The sequence below is a fragment of the Ralstonia sp. 110700041-2 genome (assembly GCF_056280165.1).
The window spans coordinates 110,426-127,697 of sequence record NZ_JBSFAI010000009.1 but is presented as its reverse complement, the minus strand read 5'-3'; the positions used below and the strand labels follow the sequence as shown (position 1 = coordinate 127,697).

Here is a 17,272-nt window from a genome sequence, read left to right as displayed (position 1 = left end):
CGTCCCCGATGGGGCACTCCGCGTACAACAAGGAGTTCTCCATGGGCCATCAAGTCGTCGGTGCCGGCTTGGCATCATTCCCAGCGGGCGTGACGATCGCCGTGCAGCTCTACACGGATATGCACGTCGCAGTTCATCTGCACGCGGCGGACGACGGTCTGCGCTATGCCTCGTTGTCCACCAACATCCGGCACGCTCCGCTCGCAGACGACGAGTTTGCATTTTCTTCGGGGCTGGTGCCGCAGGATATGTGCCAAGCACTGCTGCACACGGGCGCGTTTGCTGATACCGGGCGCGTCATTCGCAGCGGCTATGCGACGTTCCCCATCTGGCGCATTGCCGACGAGCAACTGATCGGCCAAGTCGTCGCGATGCGTGTCGACGCTGCTGCCGCGACAAAGAGGCGCCGCAAGTCGCACTGACGCGCGGCCTTCAATTCCTTCCATCCCACCAGGGGCAATCGCCCCGGTGGGGCGCGTTGCCCCAGTCCTTATTGGAGCAACGTTCATGTACATCATCACCATCAACCATACGAAGACCGAGACCCGCACAACGATGGCCGGCGTCTTGGCCCTCCTGAACGCCGACAAATCGATTCCGCGCAAATTCACCGCGGACTCGTTCACTGTACATACCGTCGAAAATGGTCCAATCCCCGTCGTTGGTCTGCCACGCGGCCGAATCGGGCTGCGTCCCGACGGCACGGTGCACGAGATCCTCTTGCACGTGATCACCGAAGTCGAGCGGATCATCCTGAAACCGGACGGCAAGCTGCTGCGGCCCTACGAGGTCAGCTTTGAATCCTGGGAAGCTGTCCTTGCCGCAAGCGCGCTGGCCTACGAGAGCGAATACCTGATCGATCCTGAACGCCTGAAGGAGGGCTCGCTTTTCTCGGAGTTCCAAGTCGAGAGTCCGCAGCGCTTCATCACGGACGAGCTACTTCGCCGGTTTGGCTTCGGAACAGGCGGGCCACACGCCTATCCGGGCGGAGGGGCGTGCAAGGGGCATGAATGGCACGTCGCCTACGCGCTACAACGTGGCGAGCGCGTCAAGGATTGCATCCTCAACTTCTACCGTCACACGAGCACGGCGATCCCTCACGGCTTGGAATGGCTGAACGCTCTCATTGAGTTCCCAGTGCTACGCGGCGCGCTGCCGGCGGAGACGCTGCGGGACCTGTGTGATGTGCTCAGACGCGAGAAGATGGCGATGACCGAGCAAAACGTGTCGAAGCTGCTCGCCATCGTTCGGGCCTTGCCGGTCGGTAGCTCCTATATCGACATCGACGACGCGTTCTACGACGCGAAGATCCTCGGCCCACTCACGGCGCCGACACTTCAGCTCGCAGAGGGGCCTGACGCAGAGCCGCTTTCGCCGTTGGCCAAGCGCGTGACGGAGTGCGTCAACGAGAGCGTGTATGAGAAGACGGTGGCGCGGCTTCGGCAGGAGCGGGAGGACGGTAACCTTTCGAAGCGCCGTTTCGAGCTGCAGATGATGATGGCCGAGCGCCAACGCAATTGCAGAAACTACCACTACGGCAACATGATTGCCTCGCTGTTGTTGGAGCGTAATGTCGCTGGGCTGCTCGAGATTCTGGACCAGCCCAACAACAAATCGAGCAAGCGCGCCATTCGTGAAGTCATCGGGGTCAACCTGCTGACGGTAACGGGAGCAGCGCGCCGGCGCGCCATCTTCAGCATGTGCGGGTTCGCCCAGCAGGAGCAGGACGTGTGGGAGCAGCATGCGGCCGAGGCCAAGGCGGAGAAGCGCCGCATTGAGGCCATGGAGCAGGCAAAGAAGACTGCTGAGTCGGTACGCTATTCCGTCGGCGGTGGGCAGGTCATGACCGGCAAGCAGTACGTCGACCTGTGCATCGCGGAAGGCTTCTCGCAGATTGTTCCTTCGCGGCGCGGCAATGCTGTCAGCTACCTCTTCGTCGATCCGAAGCGCGACCTGGGCAGGCCACTGAAGGTGAAGGACGGCACCCTGGACTATGCACGCGCTTGCTTGAGTACACCGGCAGAGCGTGTGCCGGCGTACGCCTGACGCCAATCTCTTTCACGCGCCAGTCCCTGCCCCTCCATCACGGGGGCAGGGCGGCCGTTTCTACCCCCTTGCGCGTGTGGCGCCGCGCCGCGCAACCTGCTAACCTCTCCTTGCTGAAAAGCGCTGTTCGGACTGGCCTGAGCCAACCCAAACACTGTTTTTCCTCGCGTCTCCGACGCATCGATCCAACGCCGGCAGCATCGGCCGTTTCTTCAACCATCCCACAGGGGTCTACTCCCTGTGGGCGTGGATTCCGTGGGTTTTCGTCAAGTGATACCCCATGGACAATACCCTTACCGATCAAGTTACGCCCCTCACCAATCAGGTTTCCCCGTCGCAACTGGAGACCCTGTTGGCTGCCTACATTCCGGCACACCTGCCCGTGCTCGTGACTGGCGCGCCAGGTGTCGGGAAATCCGACATCGCAGCCGCGGCTGCAGAGCGCGCCGGCTACGACCTGCTGATCTCGCATCCGGTGGTCGAGGACCCGACAGACTCCAAGGGCCTGCCGTTCCCCGGCGCGGATGGCCAATCCGCCAGGTTCCTGCCGTTCGGGGATCTGGAGAGGGTGTTACACGCGAAAGAGCCGTTGGTCTGGTTCTTCGACGACCTCGGTCAAGCGTCTCAGGCGGTTCAAGCCGCCAAGATGCAACTGCTGCTCGCGCGCCGCATCGGCGAGCACAAGCTTCCCGAGCATGTGACGTTCTTGGCGGCGACGAATCGCCGGACCGACAACGCCGGCGTGTCTGGCATTCTCGATCCGGTGAAGTCGCGGTTTGCGACCATCGTCGAGCTTGTGCCAAACGTTGATGCCTGGGCGGCATGGGCTGTGAAGTCGCAGCTTCCCGCTGAACTGATCGCGTTCCTGCGCTTCAAGCCGGATCTGCTGGTGGCGAAGGAGCGCACGCGTGATATCGAGAACCTGCCGTCGCCGCGAGGCTGGGGCGCGGTTGGGAAGCAGATGCCCGTGGTGCCAGCTGGCTTGGAAGCAATCGTGTTCACCGGTGCTGTCGGCGCTGGTGCCGCGACCGAGTTCCAGGCGTTTCGCGAGACCTTTCGCAGTCTCCCCTCTGTGGCAAGCGTTCTGTTTGCGCCGGACACTGCCTCCATCCCGGAGGAGCCCTCGGCGCGCATCGGGATTGCGACGGCAGTTGCGAGTCAAACCACGGTCGCGAACATCGATCGCGTCCTCGTCTACGCCGACCGCATGCAAGCGGGCGGTGACGGTGACTGCGCAACGATGATGATCAGCGACGCGATCCGCCGTGACGAGTCTATCGTTTCCGTGCCGGCTTTCATTGCAGCGCAATCCGGCTGGATCGGTGCCGCGATGGACGGCCGGTAAACCGGTTCCCTTTCAAGCAGTACATCCCATGCGGCGAGCTTTGGCTCGCCGCTTTTCATTTCAAGAGGCTATTTCCATGAACATCCTCAACGTTCACGAGCGTGTCATGCTCGCATCCCTTGGCATCTCCGTTTGGCGCGCACGTCGCTTCGATACCCGCGCCACGGAAGAGGTGGAAAAGAACCACGCCACCAAAGACATCGGGCGCTTCAACAAGAAGCTCCTGACCGACGATGCCATTTCTTACAAGAGCGTGTGCAGCATCGCCACGCAAGCACGTGCCTTCTTCAATGCGCACACCCTCGAATACGACCAGCTTGGCGTGCGTTTGCTGCCCACGGCTGTTTACCTAAAGGTCGCTGACCGGCTGCGCGAGTTTCAAGACGAGTTCCGTGAAGCCACGTCAGCCTTTCTCGCCGAATACCCAGCGTTGAAGGAGCAGGCCAAGGGTGCTCTCAACGGGCTCTATACCGAGGCGGACTACCCGACCCTCGAAGCGCTGTCGACCAAGTTCGGTATACGCCTGTCTCCCTTGCCGTTTCCGGACGCAAGCCAGTTCGGCATCAACTTGCCGGCCAACGTGCTGGACGGCATCAAGGCGGATATGGACGAGCGGGTGTTCAGCGCGGTCAAGACGGCCAACGAAGACATCGTCGGCCGCCTCTACGACGCTGTGCAGCACTTCGCCAACCGTCTGTACGCGGGACGCAACGTCCGGCTGGGCGTTGTCGACAAGGTGCGCGAACTGTGTGACCTGCTTCCGACGTTGAACTTCACACAGGATCCGGCATTGACGGACATCCTGAACGAGACGCGCAATCACCTGGCTTGCTACACGGGCGCCGAATTGAAGGATTCGGCCGATCTTCGCCAGAAGGTGGCGGAGAAGGCGATGGAGATCGAGGCGCAGATGGCGGTGTACATGACCGGCGCGCTCAGCACGCCGGCAGCACCGGCACTTGGCGATTCGTCTGCGCTCAGTTTCCTCCTTGCCTCGTGAGGTGTGGCCATGCTCGAACGGATCATCAAGCAGCGTGGTCAACTGGTGCTGAACCACCCTTTCTTCGGGGCGCTGGCGCTTCGTCTGAAGCCTGTCGAAGACCCCACGTGCCACACGTTCTGGGTTGACGGCCGGGCGCTTGGCTACAACGCGCAGTTCGTGGCCACCTTGGACGATCTTGAACTGCGTGGGTGTCTCGCTCATGAGGTGCTGCACCCCGCCAGCGGGCATTGCTGGCGGCGTGGCAATCGCGATCAGAAGCTGTGGAACGCGGCCTGTGACTATGCGGTCAATCCGGTTGTGCTCGCTGCCAACTTGAAGCTCCCGAAAGGCGCACTGCTGGAGGAACGCTTCACTGGCAAGTCAGCAGAGGAGATTTATGCGGTGCTCCGCCAGGAACGGCCACCTGAGGCTCCCCAAGAGCCTCAGGCCCAGGGCGCTCGCGGTACGGGCGCTGGGCTGCCATCGCGCGACCCGAACGCATCCGATGCGGCACAAGGGCAGGGCGCTGCCGAAGGTGGCAACGCCGACGGCAGCCCGACGTATGAGCCCGGCGACATCCGCAAGGATCGCGGCAATGACCAGGCCTCGACGGAGACGCAGTGGAAAGTCGCGGCGATGAAGGCTGCGCAGGTGGCCAAGATGCGCGGCAAGTTCGGTGCGGATCTGCAGACCGTGGTTGACCAACTGGTTACGCCGGCGGTCGATTGGCGTGCGGCCCTCGCGCGCTTTGCAAGCGAGTCGGCCCAAGCCGACTACAGCTGGTCGATACCGAACCGCCGCTTCACGCACCTTGGTCTCTATTTGCCGGCGCTTCATAGCCGGCGGGTGGGGGACGCCGTGTTTGTGCGCGATTCGAGTGGCTCGGTGTTCGATGAAACGCAACGCCAGTTCGCATCCGAGATCCACCGCGTTTTCGATGAAGTGAAGCCATCGCGGCTGATCGTCATCGACTGTGACGCGCGTGTCACGCAGGTGCAGGTGTTCGAGCCCGGTGATGCGCTTGAACTGGCGCCTGTGAAAGGCGGCGGCGGTACCTGCTTCGCACCGCCGTTCGAGTGGGTGGAGGAACAGGGCTTTCGGCCGGCGTTTCTCGCCTATCTGACGGACATGTATGGCACGTTCCCCGAAGTGCCGCCGGAGTATCCGGTGCTGTGGGCCTCAACCACACCGTTGCGCAGAATCCATACCCCGCCATTCGGCGATTGCATCGAGGTCATCGTCTGACCATTGCCCCGGGCCATCCCGGGGCATTTCTTTGCTCCGGCATCGGTTGGTGGGTGTTCCGCCCAATTTGACCGCGTGCCGAAATCGATCAAAATTTTTGTGGCACTCGACATATCTAGTCCTGTGCCCGGAGGAGCAACATCATGATGGACAAAGAAGAGCCGATCGACATCGAGTCTCTTCCTCGCGCGGCCGACCTCGGGTGGATTGGCCGCTGGAAACAGGCTGTAGAAGAGGGTGGTACGGATCTCGGGTTTGACGACTGGTTCGAATCCGCACTGATCGGCGCGGCCGGTGGCCGCGATGGCCAGCCGGTGCAGTATCGACAGGGATCAGTGATCTTCGAACTGCAGCACGGCGCGGATTTCGAGATCGAGCAGGGCGGCAGCGCGAAGCGGCGCTTCCACTGCCTCATGGATGGACACGTACCGTTTGTGTCCTTCTATGGTGATGGCGACGCAGAGCGCCGGCCCTGGATCTCGATCAGCCGGCTGTTCACGGCTGAAGAGTTGCACACGCTCATCCTGGTGCCCGGACCAGCGGCCTGATTTGCGCTAGGCATGGCGAAAGGGCTGATGCGCGAAGCGGCTTTCTGTGGATTTATCCTGAACGCGGTAAACGCGTGTGTCAGAACCCACCCGATGGTGGGGGTGCAAACCAAGGGGGCCAAGTGCCCCCTTTTTCTTTTTCTATCCTGAAGAGCAAGTGCGGCAGCGCCCGCCTCAAAGGTACTCACGCCCTCGAGGGCCATAGGGTTTGGGGTCAGGGGAACCCAATACGTCAAGAACTTCACTGTAGTGCGTGACGACCATGGGTGCACCGGCAGGACCATACGGTAGCGGCATCCAGTCGTTGCGTTCACGGCTGAATTGCAGCAAGTACATGCCGCCGGCGGCATTCGGTAGCAACTGCACCACCCAGACCAGGTACTCCTTATAGGGTGTTTCAGGCGGGGAAGGCTTGCGTTCACGACAATCAATCCAGTCGATCAAGGTGCTCACGGGTTCCACGGCGTCTCCAATGATTTGTTCAACACGATATTCCGACTGGCCCTGTTTTCCGAGCAAAAAACGATGCACGGAGCGATGTACGGTGTGTCTTGTAGGACGAGTCCATCCGGCGCCAGGTTGCTACCCGGCCTTGAGCAGGCGTCGATCGCGCTGCCCGCCCGCTTGGCATGTGAGCACATAGGCCGCTGGCGCGCGCGGTTCCCAGACGATCACCGCAGCGGGTCCTTCCGTGCTGATGCGTGCCTCGGGCATGGTGCAACTCACCGGAATCGGATTCACAGGCGTCCCGTGCGCAGTCACGCGGATCGTAGACCCGCGACCGGTCATGAAATTGCCCTGCAGGCCGGCATACAGGAACGTGACAGTGGGTACGAGCGGGGGTTCGAGACCAGATTGGTCATCAGCCTCGTCGTCGGCGAGCGCGTCGATCTTGGCCTGCAGCCAGTGGCGGTCACTGTCGGAGAGATCGTGGCGGCTGAGCAGCGCCACCAGGAACGCGGTGCCAAGCCATCCCGGGCCGCTGCTTTCACGCTCGCGGATAACCTGCGCCAAATGAGCGGAGGGCTGTGCGCCACCTTCCAGCAGACTGCGGCGTGTGCCGCGCGCCCGCGCGCCTGGCGTGCTAGTCTGCGCAAGGCTGTTGGTCGCTGGTCGGTAGGTGCCGGGCTTGCTGGCGCCGGCAGACCGCGAAATGCCTCCGGCACTACGACTTGCTGTCGAGCTACCGCCAGCGCCACCGCGGCCGGCGTCTGCGACCTGTGCCGCGCTCAAAAGCACGAGGGCAACGGTCAGGGTCGAGATCTTGCGCATGGTGGTTCCCCTAGCGCCCAGCGAGAGACAGCACGGTGGGGTCGAGTGCCGCCTGTTCGGCCTGCCGGATCGCCGCCGTGGATAGGCGGCTGCGTAGCGATTCCGCGTTGACCGGGCGGTAGCCGTCATCAGGATGGCACTCGGCTCGGCAGCGTAACGCCCAAAGGTAGGCGTTGTTCAGGTCATGCAACGAATCGTAGAGCTGCGCGTTGTTCGCCGCTGCGGTCGGGTCGCCCGCCAACCAGGCGCGCGCGAACAACTCTGCCGCCTTGTCGGAGCTACGAATCACGTATTTTCCATCGCGCACGATCTGGCCAGCAACACGCAGGAGCCGACTATTGACTGCGGTACCCGTGGAAGCCTGGGCCGCCGCGAGAATGCGGGGCGCCATGTCGTCGCGTAGGGGCAGCATCGAGTCGCCCTCGAAGTATTCCGCCAGCTTTGCCGGCGTGAGCCGGTCCATCGCTTGCTTGATCCGCGCCGTGCGTGCGTCGTCCAGGTTGGCCATGGCTTGCACAATATCGCCACAGACGACTTCGCAACCAGTCAGGGCATCTCGACCACTACCCTGCAGCGGATCGAGCTTGGCCAGAGCAGAAACCGGGTCGGAGATGGTCTTGGTTGTCTCGATCTCCCGGTTGATCTGCTTGGCTGTATCGGTTGTCTTGTCGCTGCAGGCGGCCAAGCCAAGGCAGAGTGCGGCGACCGGAATGAGGGCGGCGTATCTGGATGCAAGGTGCATGATCGACCTGTCAGTTGGGTTTGTTGGTGCGGCTGGTCAGACAGCCAAAGAGCTGGAAGCGCGGCATCTCGTGTCGATCCATCACGCCGTCGGTGATTTTCATGGTGTTTGCGTCGTGTCGATTTCGCATTGCCGCCATGCTGTGGCGAGAGGCCAGCGTCAGGTACTCGATTCGAGCGCATCTTCGACAGGAGGCGCGGGCGCCGCCGCTGAAAGGCGCGGAATGCGCGTGATGCGACCCTCCAGGTTGGCGTGCGGGCCGAGCCGAATCGTGCCGGCGTAGCGGATCTCGCCTTTGACCGCACCTTCCACCTTGAGAGAGACCTGGGCATTGACGTCGCCTTCGACTGCGCCCTGGATCAATACGAACTGCCCGGTGACCGACCCCTTGATGACGGCGGCCGGGCCGATGTGGAGAAGGCCGCCTGACGAGACGACGTTGCCATTGACGAGACCCAGGATGGAGCCGCCATGGTCCATGTCGACATTGCCGTGAATCGCCATGCCCTCGTTGATGATGCTGATTTCCATCTGCTCTTTCATGGTTTGCTCCTCAGAACATCTTCACGTCGCCGGACGGACGATTCGCTTCCGTGGTGCGTGCCGGTGGTGTAGCGGCGCGCGGTGCCGTGGCGGTTGGTTGGGGTGCCGGCGCGGGCCGCGTAACAGGGGCTTGATCGGGTGCGGTGCGCTCGGTACGCCGAGCAGCGGGCTGAGCCGGGGCTGTTTCGACCTTCTCCGGCGCAGGAACGCGCTCGCGGGGCGCCACCTCGGCTGCGGAAAGGGCGGCTCGCTGTGGTTGAGCCACCGGTGCAGTGGGCGCGGCCGTGACAGATGCTGCAACCGGCGCTGAGGGCGTCGAGCTTCCGATGGCTGCCGGCGTGGCTTGGTTTGCGGCGACTGCAGGTTCCGGCGCCGAGGCAGGGGCGGCCGGCGCTTGCGTCTGTACTGCGTGCGTGACTTGCTCGGGCCCGGCCGCTGCCGCCGAACCCGCCCGGCCCTTCTTGGCGTACAGGTCCCCAAGCCCCAGGCCAGCAATCGTGGCCAGCACGATGAACGCGCAGCAGATCGCAGTAACCTTCAAGGCAGGCTTGTGCTGGTCCCACCGGCGCTTGCCGCCGGCGGCGTAGGTAAGGGCCGGTGCGGCCGCATGATCTTCCGCCGTGCCCATGTCGATCGTGACAGGGGAGTGCGAGTACTGCTGGTGCAATCGGTAGATTTCGCGAATATCCATGGCTCTCTCCAGCGGTTGGGGTGAGGGGGGCGCCTGAGAGGTCGTTTATTCGGTCCGCGATGCCTTCGCGCGGGACGACAATCCCCTCTGGCCTTCGTACCGGCCACTGTTTCGGGCGCCGTGTTGGCTGCTAGGTCGGATATGGCGCCATGCCGGCTGCCATCCCGATGGGTGCGTTGGGTGGTGTGGTTGGCTATCCCGCAGGGGTGTCGCCGTCTTGTGCGCCGTCAGCAGCGAAACGGTCGTTGTCGGGGATGCAGCTCTGGTGGATTGAAGCGATCTTGCTGCCGGCCACTTTCATCGTGCCCTCGAATTCGAGCGCCGATATGGAGTTGGCGACGCGGGCGAAGATGGCGAGCGCGAACAGCCTGTCGTGCTGGTTCAGGAGGCGAATGAGGCGCCCAGACAGCGGATGTGTGACCTGGACCTCAACGGTATCGGTCTCGATGGGGATGGGGGTTTGGCTTTTGTTCGCGTGCCACGCGATGGCTTTTTCGAACCAAAGCTCGGCTTCGCGGAATTTTTCGTCGAGCGCTCGGGTCTTGCCTGACCTGGCGACTGAGAACTTGGAAGAGCAGAAGTTGTACGCGGAGCGCAGGAAATCGCGAACGTACACAGAGGAATAGGTGACTTGAGCACTGGCGGCCGTCTCGGGGACGATCCGCTTAATCCTGTTTTCTCCGACCAGCCGCGCGATCGGCTTGAGTCCGGAGTTGGATGTACTCGGCTGTGGCGCGCCTAATGGCGCCTCAAGTTCCTGGGGGTGTTGGGCAGCGACCATGGTTCATGTGTGGTATCTCATCTCTCACTCGAAATTTTCCGGCACGTGAACACGGTGGCTGCTTACAAAAGCCACGCTATTTTGGCGAGCTTTCCGGGATTCCTAATGGATTGTCTGGTGCATACTGCAATCACTCCTCGCGTCATCGACGCATCGAACTGACTCCCTAGCGAGTCCATCTCCTTAAAAAAGTCGTGCCTTGCGCATGCGCCGACCAGTTGGCAACTGGTGTGGAAATCCCCCCTTGTGATGAGTGCTTAGCCAGACACTCCCCATCTATCAGCCGTAATACGCGTTCCCGTGTGTATGACCCTAGGTCATGCCTGTGAACACCGTCTGAGCCCCGGAAATGTGTGGTCTCTCTCTCCAGCGCCTCCGGGTGCAGGACGGTTGTCGTCGACTGATCCGTGAACCTGCGGTGGACGAAAGTCCTAAATGGGATGTTGTGCGGCGTGAACATGCTGCACGAGAACGACTTTACGTTCTCCCCCCCTGAGCGAAGTGCATTGGCACGACGCTCCCTGTGAGCCACGCCCCCGAAAGGGGCGTGGCAGCAGGTTTCTCACAAGAAGCCCGCTTCCGGTTACCGGAGCGGGCTTTTTTTGCTTTTAAGTGAGAGACCCCACACGGAGGAGCTGACCATGGCACTCGAAATGACGTTGCAATCCCAGATCAAGGCGCAGATCGCCGAACTGATCCACGCCCGTCGCCCGAAGTACAAGGACCAGCCGTACAGCTGGAAAAATTTTTGCGAGGCGGCGCACGTTGCCAGCCTTCCCGACGCCGCGCGAGCGGCATATCTCAACGAAGTAACGACCCAACGCGGGGCCGACGCCGCCCTGCATCTTGGGGACCGTGCTAAGGACCTTCGTTCCAAAGTCGTTCAGTACCTGAACAACAGGAGCGTTTCATGCACGCAATCCCAACCCACCCAGGCTTCGCGACCCCGCGCAGCATAATTGAGGAGCGGCCCCTGCGGCCGCCCGTCATTGGAAAGATCCGCCCTGGCATCAAGGTCCTCACCAAGAAGGCCAGGGAGAATCCCCAAGCCGTCCAGATTCACGACGCGCTTCTCGCCCAAGGGCTCTCGTTCGAGGACATCGGTTCCGAGATCGAACGAAGAACCGGCCTGAGCTACGCCCTCATCCCCCGCAATACGCCGTACTTCACGTGTCGTGGCAGTGATTTCACGAATCCTGCCATCGCGGAAGAGATTCTGACCCGCTACGGGGAGGATCGCGGCGACGGCCACAAGCTCTGGCGCTTTCCAGTTGTCTTTGCGTTCGATGACTGGTTGCGCAACATCCCCAACGAGCTGGCGGTATTCAACGGCTCAGGGCGGGTGTTCTGGTCGCAGTACGGGGCGGACGGTCTTCGCCAATGCAAGACGTACGCACCTGTCGAGCGCAGCGATCGCGCCAGGCGAGCCAAGCGCATCTTCGGCGGCCGCACGATCATCCTGCGGCAGGACGACGCCATCCCCGATGGCGTATGCGACCCGCAGGTCTGCCCGCAGTACCAGGACCGACACTGCAATCTCACCGCCAGCTTCCTGTTTGCCATTCCGGACATCAAGGGTCTGGGCTTGATCGAGTTGCCAACCAATTCGATCTACGTCCTGCAGAAGGCCCATGCGGCCATGCAGACGGTGGCAATCGCCCGCGGCGGCCGACTGGTCGGCACCAAGTTCTGGCTCTCCAAGCAGGAAGTGGAGATCTCCCGCATCGACGATAACGGCTTGCCGGTGCGCCAGAAGCAATGGCTCACCACGCTGGATGCCGAAATCGACCTGGGCGCGCTGCTGGACGGCGCAGACCAGATCGGTGCGGCGATCGATGTCGGCACGCAGACGGTTGCCCTTCTGGAGCAACCGACTGCCGAGCAGGCCATCACCGCCACGCCGACGTCAGGCGAGGAGGGTGGTCAGCCAGGAGCGCAGAACGAGCCGCCTGCCGGAGCTTCTATCGCCGAGCAGTTTGAACGTCTCATCGTGGCGCTGGGCATGGAGGGGCAGGAAACGCGCGAGCATTTGCGCGTGTATGCACACTCCAAGTTCGGCAAGGGCTGGACCAAGCGCGAGCAGGACATGCGAGCGCTGATCGATGAGATGGGTGTGGCTCTCGTGTCTCCTCCCGCCTTCCGCGAGAAGGTGAAAGCGGAGTTCGATGGCAGTCTGTTCTCAGCTTGACCTGCGCCGGCTTGGCGCCTGGTCGTAGCATCAACGTGCGGCGTCGGGAGTTTCCCCGACGCCGTTTTTCTTTTCCGTTGCTGTGGCCGTTCTGGTCGCAGCTATTCCATAGGAGGTGAGCATGCCCAACGATGGCGAGAGCCTTCACGTGGGTCATTTTTCCGACCTGCACTATTCGACTGAGCGGTTGGTGGAAGCGGACCGGTGCTTCGGTTTTGCAGTGGAGGATGCGATCTCGCGCGGCTGCGATTTGGGTGTTGTTTCCGGCGATGCAACGGATCACCGGCTCGATGCACACACACCGGCGCTTCGCGTGCTGGCCGAACGCATTCACGCGCTGTCGGGTCACATGCCGGTCCTGATGCTGCAGGGGACGTTCTCGCATGAGCCGCCCGGCACGCTGGACCTGTTCCGGTTGATCGGCAGTCGCTATCCCGTGTACGTCGCCGATCGCATCCACCAGGTTGCGCTTATCGGATCGACGTTCCAGCCGTCGGCTGGCCCGCTGTTCACCGCCGACGAGCTGCACACGCTTTTGCAGGAGGGCACGCCCTCTGCGGTGTTCACCTGCGTGCCGACCGTCAACAAGGCTGTGCTGGCGGGCATCGTGGGCGCCATGGAGGCGGCAACCGCCGTCGGCGACCACCTGGCGGTGTTCCTCGGTGCTGCCGGCAAGGTGAATCGGCTGTTGCGTTCCAAGGGCATCCGAACCATCGGTGTGTCTCATGGAACGGTCAATGGCTGCTACACCGAACACGGCGTACCGATGGCCGGTTTCGACCATGAGTTCTCGCTTGGCGCGCTGTTCGAAGCCGAGTGCGATGCCTTCATGCTGGGACACATCCATGCAATGCAGTTGTGGGAACGCGAAGGCCGGCTGGTGGGTTACGCCGGCTCCATCGGGTGCTTCCACTACGGCGAAAAAGGCAAGAAGGGCTACCTGAACTGGCAGATCACGCCGGGCCGTGCAGAAGCGATGCAGGTGGAAACGCCGGCGCGCGAAACGGTCTGCGTCGATTTCGATGGTCCGCCGGATCTGGAGCGCCTAGCCAACATCGCCGAGCAGACGCAGGACAAGTTCGTGCGCATTCGCTGGACCATTGACGAGGAGCATCGCCAGCTTGTCGACCGCGAGGCCATCCGCACGCTGTTCGCCGGCGCCGCGGAGCTGAAGCTGGATCCGCGTGTGTTGCCCGCCGTCAGAAGCCGTGCGGAGGGCATCAGCCGCGCTGCGACTCTCGGTGAAAAGGTTCAGCGTTGGTGCGGTTTGACCGACGTGAAGCCGGATGCGTTGCTGGAGCGCCTGTCCATCCTGGAGGCACTGGAGCCGCAAGACATCGCGGATCGAGTGGTCGCCTCGTTGGAGAGCGGGTCTGCTGCTGACAGCGGTGAAACGGTGGCGTCCGCCACGGCTGAGCCGGTGACAGTTCAGCCGGCCTGGCAGGACGCTGACCAAGTTCAGAACCAATCGTCGTTGGATTGGCTGACCGATGACCTTTTCGCGGCAGATGCCGCCCAACCCTTGAACGTGTGAGCCACGTTCCGACAGCCTTCGGGGCTGTCGAAACTCGGTTTTCCCCGCGTCTACGACGCATCGACCAGCAGTACCTATTCCTTTGAACCCGGACGGGCGCACAACCCGTTGGGGATGCGCTTCGCCCAATTTTTGGAGTGCATCATGATTCTCTATCCCGCAGGTTCCCAGTGGACCCGTTGCTTTGAAGCCGATCTGCCGGCCTCCGAGTTGGCCGCGCGGTTGGTGGGCAAGCACGAATTCACTCGTGCGATGCTGTTCCAGCCGTTCGGTCATGGTCGTGGCGCGGTGATCGCCACGCGCGGCCACATGCTCGTCATGGCTGTCGAAACGGACGGTGAGCGCACGGTTTTTACCGTGGCGCCCACGGTCCAGGTGCAGAACCTTCTGTGGTCCCTCTCCAACGGCTACACCAGCCAGTGGAGTGAGGCTGAACTCAAGGCCTTGACCGCATGCACCACCTTTCCGGAGGTGCTTGACCTGGCACGGACGCAATTTTTCGCGGCCGTGCGTTCGTTCGAGCGCGCACTAGCCGGCAAGCCGGAAGTCGACGTCGTCGTCACGTATGACGACTCGCGTGAGGTGCTGGAGATCCCCGGCGACTACTACATGACTGGCTTCAGCGGTGAGGGGGCACCATGCGACCTCTCAAACTGACCCTGTCTGGCTTTCGCGGCATCCTGGATGGGATGCACCGCGACAGTGTGACGGTCGACCTGCGCGAGCTGCCGACCGGACTGATCGCCGTGATGGGCCCTAACGGTGCCGGCAAAACGACGATCATGGACAACCTGCATCCGTATCCGCTGATGCCTAGCCATGCATCGAAGATGTCGGCCGATGCGTTTTCGTACTGGGACCACCTCACGGGTACCCGGGCCGAAAAGGATTTGGAATGGGAGCACGATGGCCAGCAATACCGGTCACAGTTCGCGTTTCGTAATTCTGGCAAGACGCGCAAGGCCGAGTACTACCTGTTTGTGCTTGGCTCGGACGGCGTATGGCAACCGGTTCAACTGGCAGACGGATCGCTGTCTGACGGTAAGGCGGAGACGTACAACCGCTGTGTGGAATCGGTCCTCGGATCATCGGAGGCGTTCTTCACCAGTGTCTTCTCTGCCCAGAACCGACGGCCGATTGCTGGCTACCAGACCTCTGAAATCAAGAAGTTGCTTGCTGAGCTGCTTGGTCTGGAGCGGATGCGTGAGCTGTCGGGCAAGGCTATGGACGTGGCGAAGTGCCTCGGCCGTGCTTTGGATGTCGTTCAGCACAACATCACCAGCCTGGTTGGTCGGCGCGATCGTGTTGCACGACTCTCCTTGGAGATCGAGCAGGCGGAGGCCTCGTTGGTTGAGACCCGCCAGGCGCGTGATCGTGAGCTGGAGGCCAATGCGCAGATGGTTCAGGAGCGTGCGACGCTTGCAGCCAAGCAGGCGAGCAGCACCGTAGCAGAAGCGCGCATGCGTGAGCTTGGCCAACAGAAGGTGGCCCAGGAAGCAAGGCGCCGAACGCTTGACAACGACGAACGGGCTGCCGTGCAACGTACCGAGGCGCAAGCCAAGGAACTGGGGGCCGTCATTTCAAGCCGCCGCGCAATCCTGGCCAGCAGCACCGCCATCCTGGCGGCCGCAACCTCGCGTGATGCTTTGCAATTGACCGTCACGCAGCGACAGTCGGAGGCAATTCGGCTGCAAGAGGGGATTGCTCAGCTCGAAAAGGTTGTGCCTGACCAATCGCGCATCATCGGCGAATTGCAAAACATGGCCGGTCAAGGTGAATCGAAGGCTGTCCTTGAAAAGTCGCTGAAGGGCCAGGCCGACGTCATTGAGTCTGTTCCGTGCCGGGACAATCCGATGCACTCGACGTGCCCATTGCTGGCTCAGGCGCGCAGGGCGAGCACGGATCTCACGGAAGTGCGGATCTCGTTGGCAGAGCTTCGAACCGGCTACCGGGACAAGCTCAAGCTCAAGACGGCGCTCGATGAGCAGCTCGCGCCGTTGGCGGGCCAACGTGCTTCACTTCGAGCACTGCAGGGGCAGGTGGCGGCCGACCAACGGGAGTTGCAACGGCTGACCGAACTTGCTGCGCAGAAGCCATTGCTTGACGACGCCCAAGAGACGCTGGCGAAGGCCGAGCGTGATCTGGTCGAGCTGAACGCCGAAGCTGCCGCCCGAAAGGAGCGATACCAGCGCGACGTTGTTGCGACGGACGATCAGTTGGCCACGATCAACCGGGAGGTTACGTCACTGCAAAGTGCCGACGTTACCGGAAAGATCGCGGACTTTGATCGTCAGGTTGCCAGCTCGCGCGAGCGCATTGCCCAGTTCGAAGGCCGGATTGAAGCACTGATCCGGACTCAGACTGCGCTCAGCACCGAGCGGCAGGGCCTCCTGGTTGATCTGGAGGCACTACCCGTTGTGCAGCGTAAGGCAGAGCGGATCTCCGACGAGATTTCGTCGTGGAAGCTGCTCGGCAAGGCCTTGGGCAATGACGGTGTGATTGCGCTGTCGATCGACGATGCAGGCCCTGAAATCACGAAGAAGGTCAACGACCTGCTCCTGGCGTGCTATGGACCCCGATTCACAATCGGTATCCACACGCAAACGGAGCTGGCCAACGGCGATAAGCGTGAGGGGTTTGAGATTCGTGTCCACGACGCTCAGGCTGACAGCGAGAAGGAGTTCGCGGTCATGTCCGGCGGGCAGAAGGTGTGGATCAACGAATGCCTGACGCGTGGTATTGCGCTATATCGCGCGCAGGGCGCCGGCACCGCCTTCCAGACGTTGTTCACGGACGAGGCGGATGGCCCGCTTGATCCGGAGCGCAAGCGCGAGTTCATGAAAATGAAGCGCGAGGTGTTGCGCCAGGGAGGGTATGAGCGGGAGTTCTTCATCTCGCAAACACCCGATCTGGTCGACGAGGCCGATGCTGTCATCGATGTGGTCGCACTGGCCACTCAGTAGGTTCCACCAACCATATTGGTCCGCTCTCACCAGAGGCGGACCATTTTTTTTTTGAGATATCGAAATGACTACGATTCAAATCTCAGCCGTCGATGCTGAACGGCTTCTCCCACAGAAAAAAAGAAGTGCACACGTTCATTCGCAGTCTGGGCTGGATGGGGGCAGACGTGACGCGCGAGAAGGCGCTCGCAGCCTTCAAGGCCTCGGTCCGCGTTGATCTGTCGGATGAAGCGGACATGTTTGATCACCAACTGGTCGTCGCGATGGATGGCCTGCGCACGTTCGTCGAAACCGATCAGCAGGCGCTGGCCACGTTGTTTCCGCAGTTTGCGGGGTAATTGTCCTTTTCGTGCATTTTCTTACGGTTTCCCCGCAGAGCCTTTATTCATAAG

18 protein-coding genes are annotated in these 17,272 nt (G+C 62.0%); 12 read left to right on the top strand and 6 right to left on the bottom strand.

All coding sequences use genetic code 11. The features are described from left to right. The first annotated feature begins 41 nt into the window (after positions 1–41). The 6 genes from ACUXH0_RS15110 (at position 42) to ACUXH0_RS15085 (ending at position 6,166) form a co-directional block, all read left to right on the top strand. Positions 42–422 carry a hypothetical protein gene (locus ACUXH0_RS15110; protein WP_012435699.1) on the top strand — a complete coding sequence of 127 codons (381 nt, stop codon included), beginning with the start codon at positions 42–44 and terminating at the stop codon, positions 420–422. A gap of 85 nt (positions 423–507) precedes the next feature. Beyond that, positions 508–2,046 (top strand): hypothetical protein, encoded by a 1,539-nt coding sequence (locus tag ACUXH0_RS15105; protein WP_012435700.1) that lies wholly within the window; start codon positions 508–510, stop codon positions 2,044–2,046. A gap of 280 nt (positions 2,047–2,326) precedes the next feature. Beyond that, positions 2,327–3,391, top strand: coding sequence for an ATP-binding protein (locus tag ACUXH0_RS15100; RefSeq protein WP_012435701.1), 1,065 nt, complete (start codon positions 2,327–2,329; stop codon positions 3,389–3,391). A gap of 76 nt (positions 3,392–3,467) precedes the next feature. Continuing rightward, complete coding sequence (locus tag ACUXH0_RS15095; protein WP_012435702.1) at positions 3,468–4,391, top strand: hypothetical protein; 924 nt, start codon at positions 3,468–3,470, stop codon at positions 4,389–4,391. Positions 4,392–4,400: 9 nt separating this feature from the next. Then, positions 4,401–5,618, top strand: a complete 1,218-nt coding sequence (locus ACUXH0_RS15090) for a vWA domain-containing protein (protein ID WP_012435703.1) — start codon at positions 4,401–4,403, stop codon at positions 5,616–5,618. Between the two features lie 143 nt (positions 5,619–5,761). Then, positions 5,762–6,166, top strand: coding sequence for a hypothetical protein (locus ACUXH0_RS15085; protein WP_021197377.1), 405 nt, complete (start codon positions 5,762–5,764; stop codon positions 6,164–6,166). 174 nt (positions 6,167–6,340) lie between these two features. Here ACUXH0_RS15085 and ACUXH0_RS15080 read toward each other — a convergent pair whose 3' ends face one another. From ACUXH0_RS15080 to ACUXH0_RS15055, 6 genes are all read right to left on the bottom strand, one after another. Continuing rightward, positions 6,341–6,619: a hypothetical protein gene (locus ACUXH0_RS15080; protein WP_231887671.1), complete on the bottom strand. Its 279-nt coding sequence runs from the start codon at positions 6,617–6,619 to the stop codon at positions 6,341–6,343. A gap of 129 nt (positions 6,620–6,748) precedes the next feature. Beyond that, a complete protein-coding gene (locus ACUXH0_RS15075) occupies positions 6,749–7,438 on the bottom strand; it encodes a hypothetical protein (RefSeq protein ID WP_012435707.1) in 690 nt (229 codons plus the stop codon). 10 nt (positions 7,439–7,448) lie between these two features. Continuing rightward, a complete protein-coding gene (locus ACUXH0_RS15070; protein WP_012435708.1) occupies positions 7,449–8,180 on the bottom strand; it encodes a hypothetical protein in 732 nt (243 codons plus the stop codon). 159 nt (positions 8,181–8,339) lie between these two features. Continuing rightward, a complete protein-coding gene (locus ACUXH0_RS15065) occupies positions 8,340–8,723 on the bottom strand; it encodes a bactofilin family protein (protein WP_012435710.1) in 384 nt (127 codons plus the stop codon). A 10-nt stretch (positions 8,724–8,733) separates the two neighbouring features. After that, a complete protein-coding gene (locus tag ACUXH0_RS15060; protein ID WP_012435711.1) occupies positions 8,734–9,414 on the bottom strand; it encodes a hypothetical protein in 681 nt (226 codons plus the stop codon). 193 nt (positions 9,415–9,607) lie between these two features. Beyond that, positions 9,608–10,195: a hypothetical protein gene (locus ACUXH0_RS15055; RefSeq protein WP_012435712.1), complete on the bottom strand. Its 588-nt coding sequence runs from the start codon at positions 10,193–10,195 to the stop codon at positions 9,608–9,610. Between the two features lie 641 nt (positions 10,196–10,836). Between ACUXH0_RS15055 and ACUXH0_RS15050 the strand changes: the two genes are divergently transcribed. The 6 genes from ACUXH0_RS15050 to ACUXH0_RS15025 all read left to right on the top strand — a co-directional run bounded on the left by ACUXH0_RS15050 (position 10,837) and on the right by ACUXH0_RS15025 (position 17,218). Further along, entirely contained in the window at positions 10,837–11,154 is a 318-nt protein-coding gene (locus tag ACUXH0_RS15050) for a DUF7696 family protein (RefSeq protein WP_182594177.1), read from the top strand. Further along, on the top strand, positions 11,106–12,383 hold the full coding sequence (locus ACUXH0_RS15045) for a recombination directionality factor (protein WP_182594178.1): 1,278 nt from the start codon (positions 11,106–11,108) through the stop codon (positions 12,381–12,383). Before ACUXH0_RS15050 ends, ACUXH0_RS15045 begins: the two co-directional genes overlap by 49 nt. Before the next feature lie 121 nt (positions 12,384–12,504). Beyond that, positions 12,505–13,917 (top strand): metallophosphoesterase family protein, encoded by a 1,413-nt coding sequence (locus ACUXH0_RS15040; RefSeq protein WP_182594179.1) that lies wholly within the window; start codon positions 12,505–12,507, stop codon positions 13,915–13,917. A 144-nt stretch (positions 13,918–14,061) separates the two neighbouring features. Beyond that, complete coding sequence (locus tag ACUXH0_RS15035) at positions 14,062–14,574, top strand: hypothetical protein (RefSeq protein WP_012435716.1); 513 nt, start codon at positions 14,062–14,064, stop codon at positions 14,572–14,574. After that, positions 14,556–16,880, top strand: coding sequence for an AAA family ATPase (locus ACUXH0_RS15030; RefSeq protein WP_012755750.1), 2,325 nt, complete (start codon positions 14,556–14,558; stop codon positions 16,878–16,880). Before ACUXH0_RS15035 ends, ACUXH0_RS15030 begins: the two co-directional genes overlap by 19 nt. A 125-nt stretch (positions 16,881–17,005) precedes the next feature. Beyond that, positions 17,006–17,218: a hypothetical protein gene (locus ACUXH0_RS15025; protein WP_068768265.1), complete on the top strand. Its 213-nt coding sequence runs from the start codon at positions 17,006–17,008 to the stop codon at positions 17,216–17,218. The last annotated feature ends 54 nt before the right edge of the window (positions 17,219–17,272 follow it).

What these genes read in the sequence shown, in the direction of transcription:
- ACUXH0_RS15030 (WP_012755750.1), top strand. Translation starts at nt 14,556, where the DNA reads ATGCGACCTCTCAAACTGACCCTGTCTGGCTTTCGCGGCATCCTGGAT.
- ACUXH0_RS15040 (WP_182594179.1), top strand. Translation starts at nt 12,505, where the DNA reads ATGCCCAACGATGGCGAGAGCCTTCACGTGGGTCATTTTTCCGACCTG.
- ACUXH0_RS15110 (WP_012435699.1), top strand. Translation starts at nt 42, where the DNA reads ATGGGCCATCAAGTCGTCGGTGCCGGCTTGGCATCATTCCCAGCGGGC.
- ACUXH0_RS15085 (WP_021197377.1), top strand. Translation starts at nt 5,762, where the DNA reads ATGATGGACAAAGAAGAGCCGATCGACATCGAGTCTCTTCCTCGCGCG.
- ACUXH0_RS15075 (WP_012435707.1), bottom strand. Translation starts at nt 7,438, where the DNA reads ATGCGCAAGATCTCGACCCTGACCGTTGCCCTCGTGCTTTTGAGCGCG.
- ACUXH0_RS15100 (WP_012435701.1), top strand. Translation starts at nt 2,327, where the DNA reads ATGGACAATACCCTTACCGATCAAGTTACGCCCCTCACCAATCAGGTT.
- ACUXH0_RS15095 (WP_012435702.1), top strand. Translation starts at nt 3,468, where the DNA reads ATGAACATCCTCAACGTTCACGAGCGTGTCATGCTCGCATCCCTTGGC.
- ACUXH0_RS15035 (WP_012435716.1), top strand. Translation starts at nt 14,062, where the DNA reads ATGATTCTCTATCCCGCAGGTTCCCAGTGGACCCGTTGCTTTGAAGCC.
- ACUXH0_RS15050 (WP_182594177.1), top strand. Translation starts at nt 10,837, where the DNA reads ATGGCACTCGAAATGACGTTGCAATCCCAGATCAAGGCGCAGATCGCC.
- ACUXH0_RS15070 (WP_012435708.1), bottom strand. Translation starts at nt 8,180, where the DNA reads ATGCACCTTGCATCCAGATACGCCGCCCTCATTCCGGTCGCCGCACTC.
- ACUXH0_RS15045 (WP_182594178.1), top strand. Translation starts at nt 11,106, where the DNA reads ATGCACGCAATCCCAACCCACCCAGGCTTCGCGACCCCGCGCAGCATA.
- ACUXH0_RS15060 (WP_012435711.1), bottom strand. Translation starts at nt 9,414, where the DNA reads ATGGATATTCGCGAAATCTACCGATTGCACCAGCAGTACTCGCACTCC.
- ACUXH0_RS15105 (WP_012435700.1), top strand. Translation starts at nt 508, where the DNA reads ATGTACATCATCACCATCAACCATACGAAGACCGAGACCCGCACAACG.
- ACUXH0_RS15065 (WP_012435710.1), bottom strand. Translation starts at nt 8,723, where the DNA reads ATGAAAGAGCAGATGGAAATCAGCATCATCAACGAGGGCATGGCGATT.
- ACUXH0_RS15090 (WP_012435703.1), top strand. Translation starts at nt 4,401, where the DNA reads ATGCTCGAACGGATCATCAAGCAGCGTGGTCAACTGGTGCTGAACCAC.
- ACUXH0_RS15055 (WP_012435712.1), bottom strand. Translation starts at nt 10,195, where the DNA reads ATGGTCGCTGCCCAACACCCCCAGGAACTTGAGGCGCCATTAGGCGCG.